General features: G+C 64.6%; 16 protein-coding genes, 1 other RNA gene and 1 pseudogene. 8 read left to right on the forward strand and 10 right to left on the reverse strand.

Annotation, left to right across the window (positions count from 1 at the left end):
- The first annotated feature begins 19 nt into the window (after nt 1-19).
- Nucleotides 20-496, forward strand: coding sequence for a molybdenum cofactor biosynthesis protein MoaE (locus HDG34_RS29080; protein ID WP_184064873.1), 477 nt, complete (start codon nt 20-22; stop codon nt 494-496).
- Nucleotides 497-570: 74 nt separating this feature from the next.
- Here HDG34_RS29080 and HDG34_RS29085 read toward each other — a convergent pair whose 3' ends face one another.
- Nucleotides 571-1,125 (reverse strand): group III truncated hemoglobin, encoded by a 555-nt coding sequence (locus HDG34_RS29085; RefSeq protein ID WP_184064877.1) that lies wholly within the window; start codon nt 1,123-1,125, stop codon nt 571-573.
- 266 nt (nt 1,126-1,391) lie between these two features.
- Between HDG34_RS29085 and HDG34_RS29090 the strand changes: the two genes are divergently transcribed.
- Together HDG34_RS29090 and clpB are read left to right on the forward strand one after the other, a co-directional pair.
- Nucleotides 1,392-1,922, forward strand: a complete 531-nt coding sequence (locus HDG34_RS29090) for an Rrf2 family transcriptional regulator (RefSeq protein WP_184064880.1) — start codon at nt 1,392-1,394, stop codon at nt 1,920-1,922.
- Nucleotides 1,923-2,092: 170 nt separating this feature from the next.
- Nucleotides 2,093-4,690 (forward strand): ATP-dependent chaperone ClpB, encoded by a 2,598-nt coding sequence (clpB, locus tag HDG34_RS29095; protein WP_090804607.1) that lies wholly within the window; start codon nt 2,093-2,095, stop codon nt 4,688-4,690.
- A 179-nt stretch (nt 4,691-4,869) separates the two neighbouring features.
- Here clpB and HDG34_RS29100 read toward each other — a convergent pair whose 3' ends face one another.
- A complete protein-coding gene (locus HDG34_RS29100) occupies nt 4,870-5,301 on the reverse strand; it encodes a YidB family protein (RefSeq protein ID WP_018418148.1) in 432 nt (143 codons plus the stop codon).
- A 102-nt stretch (nt 5,302-5,403) separates the two neighbouring features.
- The gene (locus HDG34_RS29105; protein ID WP_184064883.1) at nt 5,404-5,979 is read right to left on the reverse strand and encodes a helix-hairpin-helix domain-containing protein; all 576 of its coding nucleotides are present in this window, start codon (nt 5,977-5,979) and stop codon (nt 5,404-5,406) included.
- Nucleotides 5,980-6,289: 310 nt separating this feature from the next.
- On the opposite strand from HDG34_RS29105, the gene HDG34_RS29110 reads away from it, so the two are divergent.
- Nucleotides 6,290-6,817: a MerR family transcriptional regulator gene (locus HDG34_RS29110; protein WP_184028972.1), complete on the forward strand. Its 528-nt coding sequence runs from the start codon at nt 6,290-6,292 to the stop codon at nt 6,815-6,817.
- The gene (locus HDG34_RS29115; RefSeq protein ID WP_184064887.1) at nt 6,736-7,146 is read left to right on the forward strand and encodes a carboxymuconolactone decarboxylase family protein; all 411 of its coding nucleotides are present in this window, start codon (nt 6,736-6,738) and stop codon (nt 7,144-7,146) included. The genes HDG34_RS29110 and HDG34_RS29115 overlap by 82 nt, the downstream gene beginning before the upstream one ends.
- Before the next feature lie 120 nt (nt 7,147-7,266).
- Here the strand turns inward: HDG34_RS29115 and HDG34_RS29120 are convergent, their stop codons facing one another.
- From HDG34_RS29120 to trxA, 7 genes and pseudogenes are all read right to left on the reverse strand, one after another.
- The gene (locus HDG34_RS29120) at nt 7,267-8,646 is read right to left on the reverse strand and encodes an MATE family efflux transporter (protein ID WP_184064890.1); all 1,380 of its coding nucleotides are present in this window, start codon (nt 8,644-8,646) and stop codon (nt 7,267-7,269) included.
- A gap of 2 nt (nt 8,647-8,648) precedes the next feature.
- On the reverse strand, nt 8,649-10,406 hold the full coding sequence (locus HDG34_RS29125) for a glycosyltransferase family 39 protein (protein ID WP_184064893.1): 1,758 nt from the start codon (nt 10,404-10,406) through the stop codon (nt 8,649-8,651).
- 307 nt (nt 10,407-10,713) lie between these two features.
- On the reverse strand, nt 10,714-10,977 hold the full coding sequence (locus HDG34_RS29130; RefSeq protein WP_090804621.1) for a type B 50S ribosomal protein L31: 264 nt from the start codon (nt 10,975-10,977) through the stop codon (nt 10,714-10,716).
- Nucleotides 10,978-11,157: 180 nt separating this feature from the next.
- Entirely contained in the window at nt 11,158-11,991 is an 834-nt protein-coding gene (locus HDG34_RS29135; protein WP_184064896.1) for a zinc-dependent peptidase, read from the reverse strand.
- A 15-nt stretch (nt 11,992-12,006) separates the two neighbouring features.
- Nucleotides 12,007-12,651, reverse strand: a pseudogene (locus tag HDG34_RS29140) (MFS transporter); the annotation flags it as partial.
- 150 nt (nt 12,652-12,801) lie between these two features.
- A complete protein-coding gene (gene rho / locus HDG34_RS29145; protein ID WP_026225411.1) occupies nt 12,802-14,070 on the reverse strand; it encodes a transcription termination factor Rho in 1,269 nt (422 codons plus the stop codon).
- A 282-nt stretch (nt 14,071-14,352) separates the two neighbouring features.
- Nucleotides 14,353-14,679 carry a thioredoxin TrxA gene (trxA, locus tag HDG34_RS29150; RefSeq protein WP_013089343.1) on the reverse strand — a complete coding sequence of 109 codons (327 nt, stop codon included), beginning with the start codon at nt 14,677-14,679 and terminating at the stop codon, nt 14,353-14,355.
- A gap of 509 nt (nt 14,680-15,188) precedes the next feature.
- Here trxA and ffs point away from each other — a divergent pair.
- The 3 genes from ffs to HDG34_RS29165 all read left to right on the forward strand — a co-directional run bounded on the left by ffs (nt 15,189) and on the right by HDG34_RS29165 (nt 18,413).
- Nucleotides 15,189-15,287: signal recognition particle sRNA small type (gene ffs / locus HDG34_RS29155), an RNA gene on the forward strand.
- Nucleotides 15,288-15,469: 182 nt separating this feature from the next.
- On the forward strand, nt 15,470-18,013 hold the full coding sequence (locus HDG34_RS29160) for a DNA polymerase III subunit gamma/tau (RefSeq protein ID WP_184064899.1): 2,544 nt from the start codon (nt 15,470-15,472) through the stop codon (nt 18,011-18,013).
- A gap of 73 nt (nt 18,014-18,086) precedes the next feature.
- Nucleotides 18,087-18,413 (forward strand): YbaB/EbfC family nucleoid-associated protein, encoded by a 327-nt coding sequence (locus HDG34_RS29165; RefSeq protein WP_027197578.1) that lies wholly within the window; start codon nt 18,087-18,089, stop codon nt 18,411-18,413.
- Nucleotides 18,414-18,492 lie beyond the last annotated feature (79 nt).

Raw genomic sequence — 18,492 nt, forward strand, 5'->3', positions numbered from 1 at the left:
AAGCCCTCAGGAGCCGTCCATGCCCGTTCGCGTCCAGACCGAAGACTTCGACCTCAGCGCCGAGGTGGCCGCGCTGCGCGCGCGCAATCCGAGGATCGGCGCGCTCGCGTGCTTCGTCGGCACCGTGCGCGATCTCAACGAGGGCAGCGCGGTCGAGACGATGGAGCTCGAGCATTATCCGGGCATGACGGAGAAGTCGCTCGAGGCGATCGTCGAGCGTGCGCGTGAACGCTGGCCGGGCATCGAGGTGCTGATCGTGCATCGCGTCGGCAAGCTGTATCCGCTCGATCAGATCGTGCTCGTTGCGACGACGGCCGCGCATCGCGGCGACGCGTTTGCGTCGTGTGAATTCGTAATGGACTATCTGAAGACCGAAGCGCCATTCTGGAAGAAGGAGAAAACCGACGCGGGCGAGCGCTGGGTCGACGCGCGCGTGACCGACGATGCCGCGCTCGCGCGCTGGGGAATCGAATCGGGAAATCGGACTCCGGAGTAAACGAGTCGCGGGCCGCGGAGTTGCGACGGCGCACGCGGCGTCTTTGTGTGAGGGGCGTCGGCGCCGGCCGACGTTCACTCGTCCCGCGAGCGTCCGATGATCGGCACCGGGAACGGCTCCCCAGCCGGCCGCGACGGATGCTCGCCATCGTCGTCAACGTCGCCATCTCGCGGCCGACGCTTCGGCGCCACCCGCTCGAGCAGCGCCTGCTGCTCCGGCGGGATCTTGTAATCCCAGCCGAAACGGCTCAGTTGCAGACTCTGCGCGATCCGCAGCGCCGGCTCCATGAAACGGACCGCCGCGGCCGGCTGATAGCGCGATTCGACCGTATCGAGGAACAGATACAGCCAGCGGCTGAAATGCTGCGGCTCGATGCCTTCGAGCGGCTGATGCGCCTGCTGCACGTTGCCGCGATACTGCTTCGCGCCGAGCACGAGGCTGCTCCAGAATGCGCACATCTTCGGCAGATGGTCGTCCCAGCGGCCCGCGAGCTTCGCGTCGAAGACCGGACCGAGCAGCGGGTCGGCACGCACGCGATCGTAAAAGCCATAGACGAGGTCGCGGATATTGGCGTCGGTGGGTTCGGCCGCGCGTTCGACCGGCGGCGCGGCGGGGAAAGACGGATTCATGCGGATTCCAGAAAATTGCGGTTGCCGATGACGGCTGAACTGAACCTTGACCCCCCCGTTTTTCTAACAAACGGTTGATGCGGAAAAAGCTACTATTGCTATCCGAAACAGTATTGCAGCGCGATTCGGGGAACGACGCCCGCCGGCCAGTCATGCCAGCCAGTCATGCTAGGGCGTAGCGTTCGTTCCCGGCAACCCTTGCCTCGACGCGGTTATCGGGACGTTCAAGGCGCTTGCTCGCAGCCTTTCAAGCTATACCGGGACCTATGAGACTTACCGACTATACGGATTACGCGCTGCGCGTGCTGCTGTACCTCGCGGTGCGGGGCGACGGATTATCGACGATCCAGGACATTTCGCAAGCCTACGGCATCTCGAAGAACCATCTGATGAAGGTCGTGCAGCAGCTGGGCGAGCTCGGCTGGGTCGAAACCGTGCGCGGCCGCAACGGCGGCTTGCGGCTTGGCGCGCAATCGCTATCGCTGAGCGTCGGCGACGTGGTGCGGGTCACGGAAAGCGACTTTGCGCTGGTCGGCTGTCTGCCGGACCGGCAGGGCCAACAGCGGCCTTGCGTCATCACGACGCAGTGCCGGCTGCGTGGCGCGTTGCAGGCGGCGAACCTCGCTTTTCTCGCCGAGCTCGATCGTTTTACGATCGGCGAAGTCGCGCAACCGAAAAGTCCGCTCGCGGCGTTGCTCGGGTTAGGCTCCACGATTCAGATGGTGCCGCTGCCGATTACGGTGGTATCGGATAGCACGCGCGGCGGCAGTCCGGCGACGCTGGGCCACAAGAACTAGAACATCCGGCCGGCTCCCGGGTGCGCAAACCCGCCCGGCCGCGCCACTGGGGAAGGATCGCGGCAGTTCTTGCGCTCAAATGTTAAATAGTTGCGACCGAGGCCAAAAAAGCGCTTGAAACCCTAATAAAACGCCTCATTTTGGTGGTAATCGAAATTGGAGGTCTCTTGATGAGAATCGACAAACTCACCACTAAATTCCAGGAAGCGCTCGCGGACGCCCAGAGTCTGGCGGTTGGCCACGACAATCAGTACATCGAACCCGTCCACGTGCTCGCGGCACTCGTCGCGCAGCAGGACGGCTCCGCTCGCTCGCTGCTGTCGCGCGCCGGCGTGCATGTACAACCTCTACAAACCGCACTGAACGACGCGGTCACGCGGCTGCCCCAAGTGCAAGGCACCGATGGCAACGTGCAGATCGGCCGCGAACTGACCGGTCTGTTGAACCAGGCCGACAAGGAGGCGCAGAAGCTCAACGACACGTTTGTCGCGAGCGAAATGTTCCTGCTCGCGGTCGCCGACGACAAAGGCGAGGCCGGCCGTCTCGCGCGCGAGCATGGGTTGTCGCGCAAGGCGCTCGAAACCGCGATCGCCGCGGTGCGCGGCGGCTCGCAGGTGCATAGCCAGGACGCCGAAAGCCAGCGCGAAGCGCTGAAGAAATACACGATCGACCTGACCGAGCGCGCCCGCGCAGGCAAGCTCGACCCCGTGATCGGCCGCGACGACGAAATCCGCCGTTCCATTCAGATCCTGCAGCGCCGCACCAAGAACAACCCGGTGCTGATCGGCGAGCCGGGCGTCGGCAAGACCGCGATCGTCGAGGGGCTCGCGCAGCGCATCGTCAACGGCGAGGTGCCGGAAACGCTGAAGAACAAGCGCGTGCTGTCGCTCGACATGGCCGCGCTGCTCGCGGGCGCCAAGTATCGCGGCGAGTTCGAGGAGCGCCTGAAGGCGGTGCTCAACGACATCGCGAAGGACGAAGGGCAAACCATCGTCTTCATCGACGAGATTCACACGATGGTCGGCGCCGGCAAGGCCGAAGGCGCGATGGACGCGGGCAACATGCTGAAGCCGGCGCTCTCGCGCGGCGAGCTGCATTGCGTCGGCGCGACCACGCTCGACGAATACCGCAAGTACATCGAAAAGGATGCCGCGCTCGAGCGCCGTTTCCAGAAGGTGCTGGTGGACGAGCCGTCGGTCGAGGCGACCATCGCGATCCTGCGCGGTCTGCAGGAGCGCTATGAGCTGCACCACGGCGTCGACATCACCGACCCGGCGATCGTCGCGGCCGCCGAGCTGTCACATCGTTACATCACGGACCGCTTCCTGCCCGACAAGGCGATCGATCTGATCGACGAAGCCGCGTCGAAGATCAAGATGGAAATCGACTCGAAGCCGGAGGAGATGGATCGGCTCGACCGTCGTCTGATCCAGTTGAAGATCGAACGCGAAGCAGTGAAGAAGGAGAAGGACGAAGCGTCGCAGAAGCGTCTGCAACTGATCGAAGAGGAAATCGAGCGGCTCAACCGCGAATATTCGGACCTCGATGAAATCTGGACCGCGGAAAAAGCGGCGGTGCAGGGCAGCGCGCAGCTGAAGGAAGAGATCGAGAAGACGCGTGCGGAAATCGTGCGTCTGCAGCGTGAGGGCAAGCTCGAGAAGGTGGCCGAGTTGCAGTACGGCAAGCTGCCGGGTCTCGAGGCGCAGCTGAAGGAAGTCACGCGCGCCGAGGCCGAGGAGCAGAACAGTCCGAAGCGTCCGCGTCTGTTGCGCACGCAGGTCGGCGCGGAAGAAATCGCCGAGGTCGTGTCGCGGGCCACCGGCATTCCGGTGTCGCGCATGATGCAGGGCGAGCGCGAAAAGCTGCTGCAGATCGAGTCGAAGCTGCATGAGCGCGTGGTCGGCCAGGACGAGGCGATCAGCGCGGTCGCCGATGCGATTCGCCGCTCGCGCGCGGGTCTGTCGGACCCGAACCGTCCGTATGGCTCGTTCCTGTTCCTCGGGCCGACCGGCGTCGGCAAGACCGAGCTGTGCAAGGCGTTGGCGTCGTTCCTGTTCGATTCGGAAGAGCATCTCATCCGTATCGACATGAGCGAGTTCATGGAGAAGCACAGCGTCGCGCGTCTGATCGGCGCGCCGCCGGGTTACGTCGGCTACGAGGAGGGCGGTTATCTGACCGAGGCCGTGCGCCGCAAGCCGTATAGCGTGATCCTGCTCGACGAAATCGAGAAGGCGCATCCGGACGTGTTCAACGTGCTGCTGCAGGTGCTCGACGACGGCCGCATGACCGATGGCCAGGGCCGCACCGTCGACTTCAAGAACACGGTGATCGTGATGACCTCGAACCTTGGTTCGCAGGTCATCCAGGCGATGGTCGGCGAGCCGCAGGAAGCCGTGAAGGACGCTGTGTGGGAAGAGGTGAAGCTGCACTTCCGGCCCGAGTTCCTGAACCGGATCGACGACGTCGTCGTGTTCCATGCGCTCGATCGCTCGAACATCCAGTCGATCGCGCGGATCCAGCTGCAGCGTCTGCACGAGCGGCTCGCGAAGCTCGACATGCAGCTGGTGGTATCGGACGCGGCGCTCGAGCACATCGGCAAGGTCGGCTACGACCCGCTGTTCGGTGCGCGGCCGCTGAAGCGCGCGATCCAGCAGGAGATCGAGAACCCGATCGCGAAGCTGATTCTGGCCGGCAAGTTCGGTCCGAAGGATGTAATTCCGGTCGAAGTGGACGACGGCAAGCTGCTGTTCGAGCGCGTCGTGCACTGAAGGCGATGGCTTGATGATGTTAAGGGACGACGGCAGGCGAGTCGTTCCCGCCAACGTTAAGAAACCGGCAACGAAGGTGACTTCGTTGCCGGTTTTCTTTTGCCCGCCGATTTCAAACCGGTGGCATCACCGTGGAGCGAAGGTCTCTGCAAGCCGCCAGCGCATGGCGCACAGCGTGCTTAAGCGTTGCCCTTGTTGCCGAGCAGCGCCGACAGGCCGCCGAGCGCGCCGAGCACCGTGGTCGCGTTCAGCTTGCCATCGGCCGGCACTTCGCCTTCCGGCGTGGCCGCGTTGACGACGTGCGGCAGGATCTGCGACAGCAGACCCGTCACCTGATCCGGCTGGACGCCGGCCTTGGCGGCGAGACCGGTCACGGCTTCCGAGCCCAGCACGTTATGCAGCGCGTCGGGTGCGATCGGCTGGTTTTCTCCATTGCCGACCCACGACGACACGACGTCGCCGAGGCCTTTTTCCTGGAAGCGCTGGATCAGGCCGTTCAGGCCACCAGGCTGGTTGTTGACGAATTCGAGCGCGGCGGCGATCAGCGCTTGCTGGCCGCCGCCTTCTGGCGATTTGCCAAGCAGGGAACCGATGGTGTCGAGTAGGCTCATGACGGTCTCTCTTCAATGCCGGCGCGTATGACGGCCGGGCGGGTGACGTCGACGCGCGGTTGCGCGTCGCGGTGAAACGCAAGGGCGGCAGCCCCGCCGGGCTCAAGCGCCGGACGCAGCCGCGGCGGATGCCGCCTTGCTCTTCTTCGCTTTCTTCTTCGAAGCCTTGGTGCCGGACGCGTCGGCCGGTGCGCTAGCCGCGACGGCCGGAGCCGAAGCGGCTGCCGCTTCGGATGCTGCGGCCTTGTCCTTCTTCTTCGACTTCGACGGCTTCGCGGCCGAGGCGGGGGCAGCCGCGGCCGGCGCTGCCGTCGTGGCAGCGGGCGCGGCGGCGGTGGTTGCCGCGGGAGCCGCCGGTGTGGTCTTCGTGGCCGGCTTGGTGGACGTCTTCGCGCCGGTCGGCGGTGCCGACGAGCCGTTGATCGTCAGTCCGGCCGCTTCGAGGTTCTCGACCGATTTCTGGCCGATGCCCTTCACGCGCGCGGCGAGATCGTCGGCGTTCTTGAACGGGCCGTTTTTGGCGCGTTCGTCGACAATCGCTTTCGCATGCACGGGGCCGATGCCCTTGACCGATTCGAGCGCGGCCTGATCGGCGGTATTCACTTCCACGGCCGCGGCAAATCCGGCCGACAGCGACAAAGCCACAGCGACGCAAAGCATGAAAAGCTTCTTCAGCATGGCAAGCACTCCATTGAGGGCAAAAAGTTAGCCGGGAACGGACGACCTATCCTGTCAGCGGGCGCTGCGTTTAAGCATAGGACAAATCGCAGGCCCGATTTGAGATAGCGGACGATTTATACCGATCGATTGATGACAAGTAAATCCACCACACAATATTTAAAGCTTTTAGCGGCATGCAGTGCCGGTGAATTTATCGGTCGATATCGATCGCGATAACTCGTCTGCGATAAAGAATGAGCAACGCAAAGGAATGACAGCGTCCGACGCTTGACTTAGAGTGCACTCGAAGTCCTAACCTGAGTCCGTCATGTCGAAACACTCAACCGCGCTCACCATCGGTCAGGTCGCCGGAACGATCGGCGTGTCCACGCACACGCTGCGCTATTACGAACAGGCCGGCCTGATCCGGCCGGTCGGACGCACGCAGACGGGGCACCGGCTGTACTCGCCGGCCGATCTCGACTGGTTGCGCTTCGTGATGCGTCTGAAGGCAACGGGCATGTCGATCTCCGGCATGCAGCAGATCGCCGCGCTGCGCGCGCAAGGCCATCCGACGATGCGCGCACGCCGCGACCTGCTGGTTGCGCATCGCACCGCGCTGCTCGCGCGGATCGCCGATCTGCAGAGCAACCTCGGCGCGATCGACGACAAGATCGCGTACTACGAGGCGGCCACGAGCGGCGCGCTTGAGCCCGATCCGGCACGACAGGACGACGAAGCCTCGTCGCCCTCACACCCCGATAAGGACTCGCAATGGACTACGCACACAACGACCGCTACGCGCGGGGCTGGGACAAGCTCAGGGAAATCGACGGTTCGGCGGGCGAGCAGGTAATCGCCGCGCTCGCGCCCGTCGCGCCGGAATTCGGACGCCTGTTGATTGAATTCGGCTTCGGCGACATCTACAGCCGGCCGCAGCTCGATCTGCGCACGCGTGAGATTGCGACGATCGCGTCGCTCGCGACCCTCGGCTGCGCGCAGCCGCAGCTGAAGGTACATATCGAGGCGGCGCTGAACGTCGGCTGCACGCGCGAGCAGATCGTCGAGGTGTTCATGCAGATGGCGCTTTATGCGGGCTTTCCGGCCGCGCTCAATGCGCTGTTCGCGGCGCGGGAAATTTTCGAGGCCAAGGATCGGGCAGGGCAGGCCGCATACGCGGCGTGAGCGGGCTGAGCTGCGTGGGGAAGGAAAGGCGGATGCAGAACAGGTCGTCTCTCACCCCGGCTTGGGCGCAACTGACGGTCCGGTCGGTGCTATTCGTGGCCTTCCCAACCCTCCATCCCCTCAAACAGCCGAATCAACCAGCGCCGCCGCAGCCTCGCGCAAATAGCGCTGGCTCACGATTCGCCAGTACACGAGCAAGCCGAGCCCGGCAATCGCGAGACTTGCGGTATTCGCGACCCAGAAGCCGCGCGCGCCGGTCAGCCAGGGCGGCGTGAGGCCGGTCGTATCGAAGCCGAGCGCATAGCCGCCGCCGAGCCCGACTCCCCACAGCGCCACCGCATAGATGATGGTCGGCACGACCGCGACCTTGTAGGCGCGCAGCACGAACGCGGTCGAGATCTGCAACGCGTCGAACAGGTGGTAGCAGGCGACGATCAGCACCAGCGGTAACGCCTTCGCCGCGACCTGCGCGTTCGTCGTATAGCCGTCGACGATATACGGCCGCAGCGCGAGCACGAGCGCGCCATAGCAGCACGCGATCGCAACCGCCATCGCGATGCCGTGACGCGACAGCGTGCGCGCCGCCTGCGGCCGATGCGCGCCGAGCGCCTGCGCGACCAGCGTCGACGACGCGATGCCGATCGACAGTGGCGTCATATAGAGCACCGCGCCGACGTTGCCGGCGATCTGGTGCCCGGCGAGTGTCGTCGTGCCGAAACGCGCGATGAAAAGCGCCATGAAGGTGTACGACGTGACCTCGATCAGATACGACAGCCCCATTGGAATACCGAGCCGCAGTTGCGCGGCCTGGCGCTTCCAGACCGGCCAGCAGAAGTGCGTGAAGATGCCGAGTGCCTTGAAATCGTCGACGCGCGCGAGCAGCAGCATGCCGAGCGCCGCGAGTGCCCAGTTGAGCAGCGTGCTCGCGAGCGCGCAGCCCGGACCGCCCAGCGCGGGCACGCCGAGGCCGCCGAAAATGAACCAGGTATTGAGCGGAATTTTCAGCAGCAGCGCGGCGATCTGCAGGAACATCACGAGCCGCGGTTTGGCGAGCGCGTTGGCAACGGAGCCGTAGACCCGGAAGGCGAGGCCGGCGGGCAGCCCGAACGCGAGAATCCGCAGGTACGCGAGCGTGCGCTCGTGCAGCGCGTCGGGAACCCGCGACAACGCCAGCAGCGGTCCGGGGAAGAACAGGATCAGAAAGCCGATCACGGTCAGCGCGGCGGCAAGCCACCATGACTGGCGGACCTCTTCGCCGATCTCGCCGTAGCGACGCGCGCCGTACAGCTGCGCGGTGATCGGCTGCAGCGCGGTCAGGATGCCGGTCAGGCCGATATAGACCGAGACGTAGATCGACGAGCCGAGGCCGAGCGCGGCCAGATCGACGGCCGAGTAGCGCCCGACCATCGCCGTGTCGATCACGCCGAACGCGATGATGGCCAACTGGCCGATCAATACGGGCCACGCGAGCGCGGCGATCTTCCGTACGTCGGCGAACATGGTCAGTCGCGCTTCTTGTGCCAGTTGCGGCGCTTGCCGGGCGGCGGCTTGGGACGGTCGATGCGCACGTACAGGCGGAAGCGCTCGTCGCGGTCGGCGGCGCGGCGGCCTTCCCACACGAGCTTCCAGATGTAGTCGGGCATCGCGCTCGGGTTGCCGTAGTCCTGCGAGTCCTGACGCAGGATTACGTCGCAGTCCTGGTCGAACGAGAAATGCATGTCGCCGAAATACGCGAATGTCGCGATCTGCGCATTGCCGAGACGGACCGGCGCGATGCACGTGTAGTCATCGGGCAAATGGGCGGCGATCTGCTGCGCGACGTCGCGATAGGTCCGGCTGTAGTTGACGACCGGCAGCCACAGCGTCATCAGCAACACCCACATCAGCGTGGTGCCGGCGCTCGACAGCACGACGCTGCGCCACAGCACCTTCGGATGACGCGCGAGGCGCCAGCGCACCAGCAGGAACCAGCACACGGTCACCGCGACCGCGCACACGAACGACAGAATCTTGAACTGCGGCACGAAGCCGGGCGCGAGTCGCGCGAGATTGCGCGCGAGCGGATGCGGGAAGCCGGTCAGGCCTGCCACATACACGAGCCATACGAAGCTGCCGAGGATCGTGAAGCTCAGCAGCGCGAACCAGTCGATCGCGTTGATCGCGCCGCGCTTGAGCGTCGGCAGCGCGAAAGTGGCGAGCACCGCGAGCGGCGGCAGCAGCAGCATGTAGAGTCGGTTCGACTGATGGCTTTGCAGCACGACGAGCACGAACAGCGGCCCGATCACCGACAGCGGAATCGCCACGTGCGGCGCGCGCCGCAGTCCCTGCCAGCTGAACCACGACCACAGCGCGAGCGGCCAGGCGGGCCACGTGAAGAGCGGCAGGTTTTTCAGCGCATACGCGGCGACCGAGCCGGGCGGGCCCGCGAACGAACTCAGGCTCACGTGCAGCCACTGGTTCAGATACCAGACAGCGTCGTCCGGGAACGCGGAGAGCGCGATGATCGGCCACGACACCGCGAGCACGAGCGCCACGGGCAGACCCGCGAGCAGCAGCCAGCGCGATCGCGTTTCGCGTACGATCAGTGTCATCGCGAGCGTGCCGAGCAGCAGCGCGCCGACCAGCACCGGGCTGCTCGCGAGTGTGACGAGGCCGATCGCGAGACCCCAGATCAGCGCGCCCTGAATCGGCTTGTCGATCATGCGCACGAGGCCGTACACGAGCATCGCGATGCAGACGAACTGCGCGAGCTGCGGCGTGGTCTCGTGACCGCGCTCGGCGAGGCCGAAGCACGCGAGCAGGATCAGCAGTGCGCCATCGGCGAGCGTGCGGCCATAGTCGCGCGGTTCCGGCTCGCCGCCGAACGCATATTTGAATGGCTGCACTTCGGCACGCCGGCCGAGCAGATACGCCGCGTACCAGACGAACGCACAGCCCGCGCAGAACAGCAGGCCCGTGAACACGCGCGACGCGTTGCTCGCGTCGACCCACGGTGCGAGGACGCGGATCGCGCTCGCGCCGAGCCAGTAGCCGAGCGGGCCGTCCTCGGTCAGATATTTGCCGACCAGATTTGGCAGTAGCCAGTCGTGCGCGCCGCCGTTCGCCATCGTCCACATCACACCAAAGCCGGCTGCGTCCTCGTTCTTCCACGGATCGCGGCCGAACAGGCCGAACGAGGCGTAGACGATACAGATGGCCAGCAGCAGCCAGCGCGGCAACGCACTGGTCGCAGAGGCAGTGAGGCGAACGACAGGTCTCATGCGGTGTGTGGAGTCTGGATAAACGATGCAGCCGGAGCGGCCCGGCAGGTCAGGGCGCGAGGGCCCGTTTCGAGCATCCGGCATTGTAGTCGTGCCGTGCGATGCACGTCACGGCCGGTAACGCCCGGCAACGTCAACGGACAAGCTGTAACACAGTGTCGCGAAAGCGCGGCGTGCTACTTCCGGCTGAAGGCTTCGCGCGGCGTGCGACCCAGCGGGCGCACAAGCGCAGGCGACAAAAAAGGGCAGCTCGCGCTGCCCTTTCTGTTTGCTCCGTTGCCGGCCGGCAGCCGGCAACGTTGCGGTATTACTTTACTGCCTTGCCCGAAGCACGTGCGCCGAACTTCTTGTTGAACTTCTCGACGCGGCCGGCCGTGTCCATGATCTTTTGCTGGCCGGTGTAGAACGGATGTGATTCCGACGACACTTCGATCTTCGCGAGCGGGTAGGTCTTGCCGTTGAATTCCGCGGTTTCGCGCGTCTGGATGGTCGAGCGCGTCACGAACCTGAAGTCGTTCGACATGTCGACGAACAGGACTTCGCGGTAATTCGGGTGAATGCCTTCTTTCATGGTCTTTCCTTTAATCTGGCGGTAGCCAACCCGCGTGCAGCCTCGAATGGGACTGCCTTCAGGCGCGAGCCACTTGCCTACGGTCGAAAAACCGCGATTATGCCAGAAAATCAGTCGCTTGGCGATTTTTCTGCCAGCGGATTCTATTGCGGCGCAAGCGGCGCCCACATTCGCGGCGTCTCAAATGGGCGTGAACGTCAAACCGACGCGCGCTGGATCTTGCCGGTAGTAGCGCGCGAGCAGTCGGTACAGTTCCGGATACTCCGCCTCGAACGCTTGGGGCCGCACGAACAGCGCCTCGCTGCATACGGCAAAAAATTCCGACGGATGGTCCGCCGCATACGGATCGATCAGCGACTCGCGTTCGAAACGCGCCCAGCGTCGCTCGGGCACCGCGTCGACTTTCGCACAGAAGTGATCGTATGCATGGTCGAACACATCGGCCCATGCCTGCGCATCGAGCGGCGCGTGCCAGCGGCGCATCAGCGGCGGGTGGCCATCCGCTTCGCCGTTGAGCATGTCGATCTTGTGCGCGAACTCGTGGATCACGACGTTGTATGCGTCGCTGCCATCGGTCATCTGCGCGTCTTCCCATGACAGCACCACCGGGCCGCCTTCCCACGCCTCGCCGCTGGCGTCGTGTTCGATCTCGTGCACGACGCCATCTTCGTCTTCAACGGTCTTGCGGATCACGAACTCGCCCGGATAGACGATCACGCCGACCCAGCCGCGATACAGATCGAGGCTCAGGTTCAGCACCGGCAGGCACGCCTGCGCGGCGATGCCGACCGTCATCGCATCGGTCAGCTCGAGCTCGTGCGCGGTCGAGAACTCCTTCTGCGCGAGGAAGAGAGTCGTCATCTCGCGCAGCCGCGCGAGATCCGGCGCTTCCAGATGCGTGAGAAAGGGTAGGCCGGCGAGTATCGTCTGCCACAAGGAATCGTCGATCGCGTAGTCGCGCAGCGCGCGCTCGCGACGCCGTGCGCCCAGCCAGTTCGTGAGTTTCGACAGCATGCTTGGAGCCCACCTTCAGTCGATCTGTTTTTGCCACGCGGCGAACGGGCCGCCGCATATCGCGACGCCGATCAGAAAATAGAAACCGTCGAGCGACGCGAGCAAACTGGCCTGCTGCCCAATCGACCGGCTGATCGACGCGATCGCGAGCGCGTGCGCTTCGCTCGCCGCATGACCGGCGGCGGAGCCGCGCGCCAGCGTCGCGAGCGTGTTCTGGTAGACCGGATTGTACGGATTCACGGACTCCGCGAGGCGACTTTGATGCAGCGCGAGCCGGTGCTGCTCGACGATGATCACCGAGGCGGTCGCGAAGGAGATGGTCAACTGCCGGACGATGTTTTTCAGCCGGTAGCCGTGCGTGAACTCCTCCTCGATCAAGAAGATGCGGCACGTCAGATTCGCGACCGGCGGCACGATGAACAGCAACAGCAGGCCCCGCAGCAGCAGCGGCGGCAGGGCGAGCGCCGCCTCGCCGACGTCCGGTGACATGCGTGTGATCCACCCGGCGGCGAACGCGGCCACCCCGAAGCCCGGCACGATGATCCACTTCTTGCGCGGCAGCAGCTTCGCAAAACGCAGATAGACGAACAGCGCGCTCGCCGAAATCAGCGACGTGGCGCCGACGAGCCGCCCGGTGTTCTCGACGGGATAGCCGAGGCCCCTCCGAGAAACCGCGTGTACGTTCACGCTGATGTTGAGGCGGCGCATTGTCTCTGCGAACGATGGACGAAAAAAAACCGCTCGCAGTTTGCGAGCGGTTTTTCATGCGTTGCAGTTGCCGACTAATACGGCCAGCACGAACGTCGCGCGTTAGCTGCCGCCGCCACGACGCATCATGTCGAAGAACTCGGAATTGCTCTTCGTCTGGCGGATCTTGTCGAGCAGGAATTCCATCGACTCGACTTCGTCCATGTCGTGAATGAACTTGCGCAGTACCCAGATCTTCTGCAGCGCTTCGGGCTTGATCAGCAGCTCTTCGCGGCGCGTGCCCGACTTGTTCAGGTTGATTGACGGGTAGACGCGCTTCTCGGCGAGACGGCGCTCGAGGTGCACTTCCATGTTGCCGGTGCCCTTGAACTCTTCGTAGATCACATCATCCATGCGGCTGCCGGTTTCGATCAGCGCCGTGCCGATGATGGTCAGCGATCCGCCTTCCTCGATGTTGCGCGCCGCGCCGAAGAACCGCTTCGGGCGCTGCAGCGCGTTCGCGTCGACACCACCCGTCAGCACCTTGCCCGAGGCCGGTACCACCGTGTTGTAAGCGCGCGCGAGACGCGTGATCGAGTCGAGCAGAATCACGACGTCGTTCTTCATTTCGACGAGGCGCTTGGCCTTCTCGATCACCATTTCGGCGACCTGCACGTGACGCGCGGCGGGTTCGTCGAACGTTGAGGCGATCACTTCGCCGGCCACCGAACGCTGCATTTCCGTCACTTCCTCCGGACGCTCGTCGATCAGCAGCACGAACAGCACGACGTCGGGATGGTTCTGCTTGATCGCGTGCGCGATGTGCTGAAGCATCACGGTCTTGCCCGACTTCGGCGACGCGACGAGCAGGCCGCGCTGGCCCTTGCCGATCGGCGCGATCATGTCGATGATGCGGCCGGTCACGTTCTCTTCGCCACGCATTTCACGTTCGAGCAGCAGCACCTTGTTCGGGTGCAGCGGCGTCAGGTTTTCGAACATGATCTTGTGCTTCGAGGCCTCCGGCGGCTGGCCGTTGACCTTGTCCACCTTCACCAGCGCGAAATAGCGCTCGCCGTCTTTCGGCGTGCGCACTTCGCCTTCGATCGTGTCGCCCGTATGCAGATTGAAGCGGCGGATTTGCGACGGGCTGATGTAGATGTCATCCGTGCTGGCGAGGTAGGAGGTTTCCGGCGAACGCAGGAAGCCGAAACCGTCCGGCAGCACTTCGAGGGTGCCGTCGCCGAAGATCGTGTCGCCCGCTTTGGCTCGTTTTTTTAGAATGGCGAACATCAATTCCTGCTTGCGCAGGCGGTTCGCGCTTTCGATCTCGAGGCCATTGGCCATCTCGATCAATTGGGACACGTGCAGAGTCTTAAGCTCGGATAAATGCATACGGAGAACCCGCAGGAGAAGGTGCGACGAAATGAAATCTGGGAGGAGGGGTGAGCGGAACCGCTCAAAGACTTACACGTCTTTTCGACGTTTTGTGGATTCTAGCATAGCACACGCCAATCTAAGCCAGTGCGGCAGCGTGGCATCTTTGTTGCAAAGCGTGTTGCCAGCTGACAACACGCTTGACCGGCGGGCGCGGTGGTTTGCTCACCCGATGCGCCCGATTCTCCAACTGCCTGCGGCGCGCGATGGACCCGCGAGCGCCGCGGCGTACTGCTTGCTTTACAGGTTGCCGTCGAGGAACGCGGTGAGTTGCGACTTCGACAGAGCTCCGACCTTCTGAGCGGCAACGGCGCCGTTCTTGAACAGGATCAATGTGGGGATGCCGCGCACGCCAAACTTGACCGGCGTGGACTGATGCTCGTCGACATTGATCTTCGCGACTTGCAGGCGATCGGCGTAGTCCTTCGCGACCTCGTCGAGGATCGGCGCGATCATCTTGCACGGACCGCACCATTCGGCCCAGAAATCGAGCAGCACGGGTTTATCGGATTTCACGACGTCCTGTTCGAACGATGCGTCGCTAATATGCTTGATTTGTTCGCTCATTTATGAATACCTCTGTCGGTTCGAGGCCCGCCTGAATTGCTCGCCACGATACGTCAAAAACTGGGAAAACTTCTGTTCGCTTGGCCGCATCCGGAGCCTCGCCGCGCATGCCTGTGAAAATCAGAAAAACCGTCTGAAAAAACGCCGGATTTTCACGCAATGCACGGAAAGAGTCGCGTATGCGGGTCTTTCAACTGGCAGTGTAGCTTAATTCGCTATGCGTTGCCGATGGCGATAGTACTCATCAAGGCAGTGGGGCTAATAGGCCACCGCCGCAGCGTCGGCCGGTTTCTGCGGCTCACGGCGACCGCGTTGCAATCTAAATGGTGTCGCGCGCGGCGAACTCAAGTGCCGCGCGTGGCGGGCGTCGCAGCGGTGGCCGGGAGGGTGTCTGGCGGCGTGCAGAAAGCGGCCGCAAACCGCGCGAAGCCGTTCGAAGCGGAGCGTCGTTCGCGCTTTGCCCGTGTCAACAGTCGCACAATGCGCGCGGCAATGATAGAATCCTTCGTGACGGGCCTCCTCGCATGGAGGGATGGTCAACCTGGTCAGGTCGGGAACGAAGCAGCCACAGCCGTTTTCCACCAGTGCCGAGGGTCGGGCTCGTCACCTTTCCTTGCTTTTTTCTCCGCGGCCGTGCTCACGGCTTCTGCGCAGTTTCTCCTCAGTCATTCCCAGCTTTTGTATTGATCGTTCGCCGTCTTCGGATGGAGCGTCGTCGTGGCCGTTTCGCGCATTTCACGCGTCTTCCCGAATCGGTTTTGCGCGCCATTGTTACTGATACAATTTCCGGATGACCTATCAAGTTCTCGCACGCAAATGGCGGCCGAAGGATTTCGCTTCGCTCGTCGGACAGGAGCACGTGGTGCGCGCGCTCACCCATGCGCTCGACGGCGGCCGTCTGCACCATGCCTATTTGTTTACAGGTACGCGCGGCGTCGGCAAGACCACGCTGTCGCGCATCTTCGCGAAGGCGCTCAATTGCGAGACCGGCGTGACGTCGACGCCGTGCGGCGTATGCCGTGCGTGTCGCGAGATCGACGAAGGGCGCTTTGTCGATTACGTCGAAATGGACGCGGCGAGTAATCGTGGCGTCGATGAAATGGCCGCGCTGCTCGAGCGCGCGGTGTACGCGCCCGTCGATGCGCGCTTCAAGGTCTACATGATCGACGAAGTGCACATGCTGACGAACCACGCGTTCAACGCAATGCTGAAGACGCTCGAAGAGCCCCCACCGCACGTCAAGTTCATCCTCGCGACCACCGACCCGCAGAAGATTCCGGTCACCGTGCTGTCGCGCTGTCTGCAGTTCAATCTGAAGCAGATGCCGGCCGGCCATATCGTGTTGCATCTCGAACGCATTCTCGGCGAAGAGAGCGTGCCTCACGAGGCGCAGGCGTTGCGCCTGCTCGCGCGCGCGGCCGACGGTTCGATGCGCGACGCGCTATCGCTGACCGATCAGGCGATCGCCTATTCGGCGAACCAGGTCAGTGAAGACGCGGTGCGCGGCATGCTCGGCGCGCTCGACCAAAGCTATCTGATCCGCCTGCTCGACGCGCTCGGGCAGGGCGACGGCGCGGCGGTGCTGGCGGTCGCCGACGAGATGGCCTTGCGCAGCCTGTCGTTCTCGACGGCGCTGCAAGACCTGGCGAGCCTGCTGCATCGGATCGCGTGGGCGCAGTTCGCGCCTTCGTCGGTGCTCGACGAATGGCCGGAGGCGGCCGACTTGCGCCGTTTCGCCGACGCGTTGAGCGCCGAGCAGGTGCAACTGTTCTATCAGATCGCGACGATCGGCCGAAGCGAACTGGGCCTCGCGCCCGACGAATACGCGGGCTTCACGATGACGCTGCTGCGCATGCTAGCGTTCGAGCCGGCGCCGACAGGCGGCGGTGGCGGAGCGGCGGGAGCCGCTGGCACGCAGAGCGATGCGGGCGGCGCCGGCGCCGGTGCGCAGCGCTCGGGTGCACCGACGGTTGCCGCGCTGCGCGCGCTGTCACCGTCGTCCGCGACGGCCATGGCAGCTGCTGCGCCCGTTCGTGGACCTCAGGTAGGCGTTGCCGGCGAGGAGCAGGGCGACGCGATGAAATCGACCGCGCCGACTGCAAAGCCGATCGCGAAGCCCGCAGCCGACTCCGCGCAATCTGAAGAAGCACCGCAATCGCCCAACGCCGAAATCGCCCGCGTGACAGAAGCGCCTGCCATTACGGCAGCCCCGCTGGCGCCGTGGGAAGACGCGCCCGCGAATGCCGTCGCCACGATCGCCAGCTCCAGCGCGCCGGTCTCGAACGAAGTTTCCGACATCGCACCTTCGTCCGCACCGAGCGCGCTTGCAACTACCGTGCCTGGTCGCGCGGAAGAGGCCACGTCACCGGAACCGGAAGCGCGGCCGGAATTGGCGGCGCCCGCTTCAACGGCGGCACCGGCGGCCGCAGCCGACTCCGCGCCGCGCCGCGCGGGCGGCGCCAGCGCCGCGCTCGACGTGCTGCGCAACGCCGGCATGAAAGTATCGTCCGACCGTGGCCGTGCTAACACGGACGTGTCCGCGAAGCTGGCCGCACCCGCCACACCGAAGCCGGCCGCGCCGCGTGTGGTCGTGCCGGTGCCGACGCCCGGTGCGTCACGCCGCGTGTCGCAGGACACCGCCGCGCAGGCTGCACCCGCTCGCGACGCAAACAGCGGCGCGAGCAGCAATGCGCAGCAGAACAGCCCGTCGATCTCACCATGGGACGACATGCCGCCCGACGACTACCTGCCGTTGTCGGCCGCGGACGACGCGTACTTCATTCCGCCAGACGACGACTTCGTGCCGGTGTTCGACCGCGGCCCCGACGACGTCCGCATGGACGGCGCGGCCGCGCAGGCCGCCGCGCCGGCGCCGGTCGCCGATACGCGCCCGCTGCCGCCTGCCGTGCCGCTCGATCCGCTAGGTTTCACCGGCGACTGGCCGGCGCTCGCCGTCGATCTGCCGCTGAAGGGCATCTCGTATCAGCTTGCGTTCAACAGCGAACTGATGGCGCTCGACGGCAGCACGCTGAAGCTCAACGTGCCGGTGCCGCAATACGCAGAAGCGTCGCAGGTCGCTAAACTGAAGGCAGCGCTCGTCGAGCGGCTCGGCCAGAACGTCGACGTGCAGGTCGAAGTCGGCCCGGCGCGCCGTACCGCCGCCGCGCACGACGCGAAGCTGCGCGCGCAGCGCCAGCAGGAAGCCGAGCGCGAGATCAGCGCCGATCCGTTCGTGCAGTCGCTGATTCGCGAGTTCGGCGCGAGCATCGTGCCGGGCTCGATCCGCCCGATTACCCCGGACGCCGCCCCCAACGGCGCGTCGCCGGCCCACTGATCCATCGTTCGCGGCGTCGTCGCAGCGCGGCGCCGGAATGCCAGATTCCACGCTATCTAGAAGGAGCACGTCCATGATGAAAGGCCAACTCGCCGGGCTGATGAAGCAAGCCCAGCAGATGCAGGAAAACATGAAGAAGATGCAGGAGCAACTCGCGCTGATCGAAGTCGAGGGGCAGTCGGGTGCCGGTCTCGTCAAGGTGACGATGACCTGCAAGAACGACGTGCGCCGCGTGTCGATCGACCCGAGCCTGCTCGCCGACGACAAGGACATGCTGGAAGATCTCGTCGCCGCCGCGTTCAACGACGCCGTGCGCAAGGCCGAGGCGACCGCGCAGGAAAAGATGGGCGGCATGACCGCCGGCCTGCCGCTGCCGCCGGGTTTCAAGCTGCCGTTCTGAACCTGCTCTGATTGAGAACGGGCTGAAGCGGGTGAGCGCCGCGGCGGTTCATTGCCGCGGTGCGAACCCAGACGCTCGC

Source organism: Paraburkholderia sp. HC6.4b (genome assembly GCF_014200875.1).
In the GTDB taxonomy this organism is placed as follows: Bacteria; Pseudomonadota; Gammaproteobacteria; order Burkholderiales; family Burkholderiaceae; genus Paraburkholderia; species Paraburkholderia tuberum.

What these genes read in the sequence shown, in the direction of transcription:
- HDG34_RS29080 (WP_184064873.1), top strand. Translation starts at nt 20, where the DNA reads ATGCCCGTTCGCGTCCAGACCGAAGACTTCGACCTCAGCGCCGAGGTG.
- HDG34_RS29085 (WP_184064877.1), bottom strand. Translation starts at nt 1,125, where the DNA reads ATGAATCCGTCTTTCCCCGCCGCGCCGCCGGTCGAACGCGCGGCCGAA.
- HDG34_RS29090 (WP_184064880.1), top strand. Translation starts at nt 1,392, where the DNA reads ATGAGACTTACCGACTATACGGATTACGCGCTGCGCGTGCTGCTGTAC.
- clpB (WP_090804607.1), top strand. Translation starts at nt 2,093, where the DNA reads ATGAGAATCGACAAACTCACCACTAAATTCCAGGAAGCGCTCGCGGAC.
- HDG34_RS29100 (WP_018418148.1), bottom strand. Translation starts at nt 5,301, where the DNA reads ATGAGCCTACTCGACACCATCGGTTCCCTGCTTGGCAAATCGCCAGAA.
- HDG34_RS29105 (WP_184064883.1), bottom strand. Translation starts at nt 5,979, where the DNA reads ATGCTGAAGAAGCTTTTCATGCTTTGCGTCGCTGTGGCTTTGTCGCTG.
- HDG34_RS29110 (WP_184028972.1), top strand. Translation starts at nt 6,290, where the DNA reads ATGTCGAAACACTCAACCGCGCTCACCATCGGTCAGGTCGCCGGAACG.
- HDG34_RS29115 (WP_184064887.1), top strand. Translation starts at nt 6,736, where the DNA reads ATGGACTACGCACACAACGACCGCTACGCGCGGGGCTGGGACAAGCTC.
- HDG34_RS29120 (WP_184064890.1), bottom strand. Translation starts at nt 8,646, where the DNA reads ATGTTCGCCGACGTACGGAAGATCGCCGCGCTCGCGTGGCCCGTATTG.
- HDG34_RS29125 (WP_184064893.1), bottom strand. Translation starts at nt 10,406, where the DNA reads ATGAGACCTGTCGTTCGCCTCACTGCCTCTGCGACCAGTGCGTTGCCG.
- HDG34_RS29130 (WP_090804621.1), bottom strand. Translation starts at nt 10,977, where the DNA reads ATGAAAGAAGGCATTCACCCGAATTACCGCGAAGTCCTGTTCGTCGAC.
- HDG34_RS29135 (WP_184064896.1), bottom strand. Translation starts at nt 11,991, where the DNA reads ATGCTGTCGAAACTCACGAACTGGCTGGGCGCACGGCGTCGCGAGCGC.
- rho (WP_026225411.1), bottom strand. Translation starts at nt 14,070, where the DNA reads ATGCATTTATCCGAGCTTAAGACTCTGCACGTGTCCCAATTGATCGAG.
- trxA (WP_013089343.1), bottom strand. Translation starts at nt 14,679, where the DNA reads ATGAGCGAACAAATCAAGCATATTAGCGACGCATCGTTCGAACAGGAC.
- HDG34_RS29160 (WP_184064899.1), top strand. Translation starts at nt 15,470, where the DNA reads ATGACCTATCAAGTTCTCGCACGCAAATGGCGGCCGAAGGATTTCGCT.
- HDG34_RS29165 (WP_027197578.1), top strand. Translation starts at nt 18,087, where the DNA reads ATGATGAAAGGCCAACTCGCCGGGCTGATGAAGCAAGCCCAGCAGATG.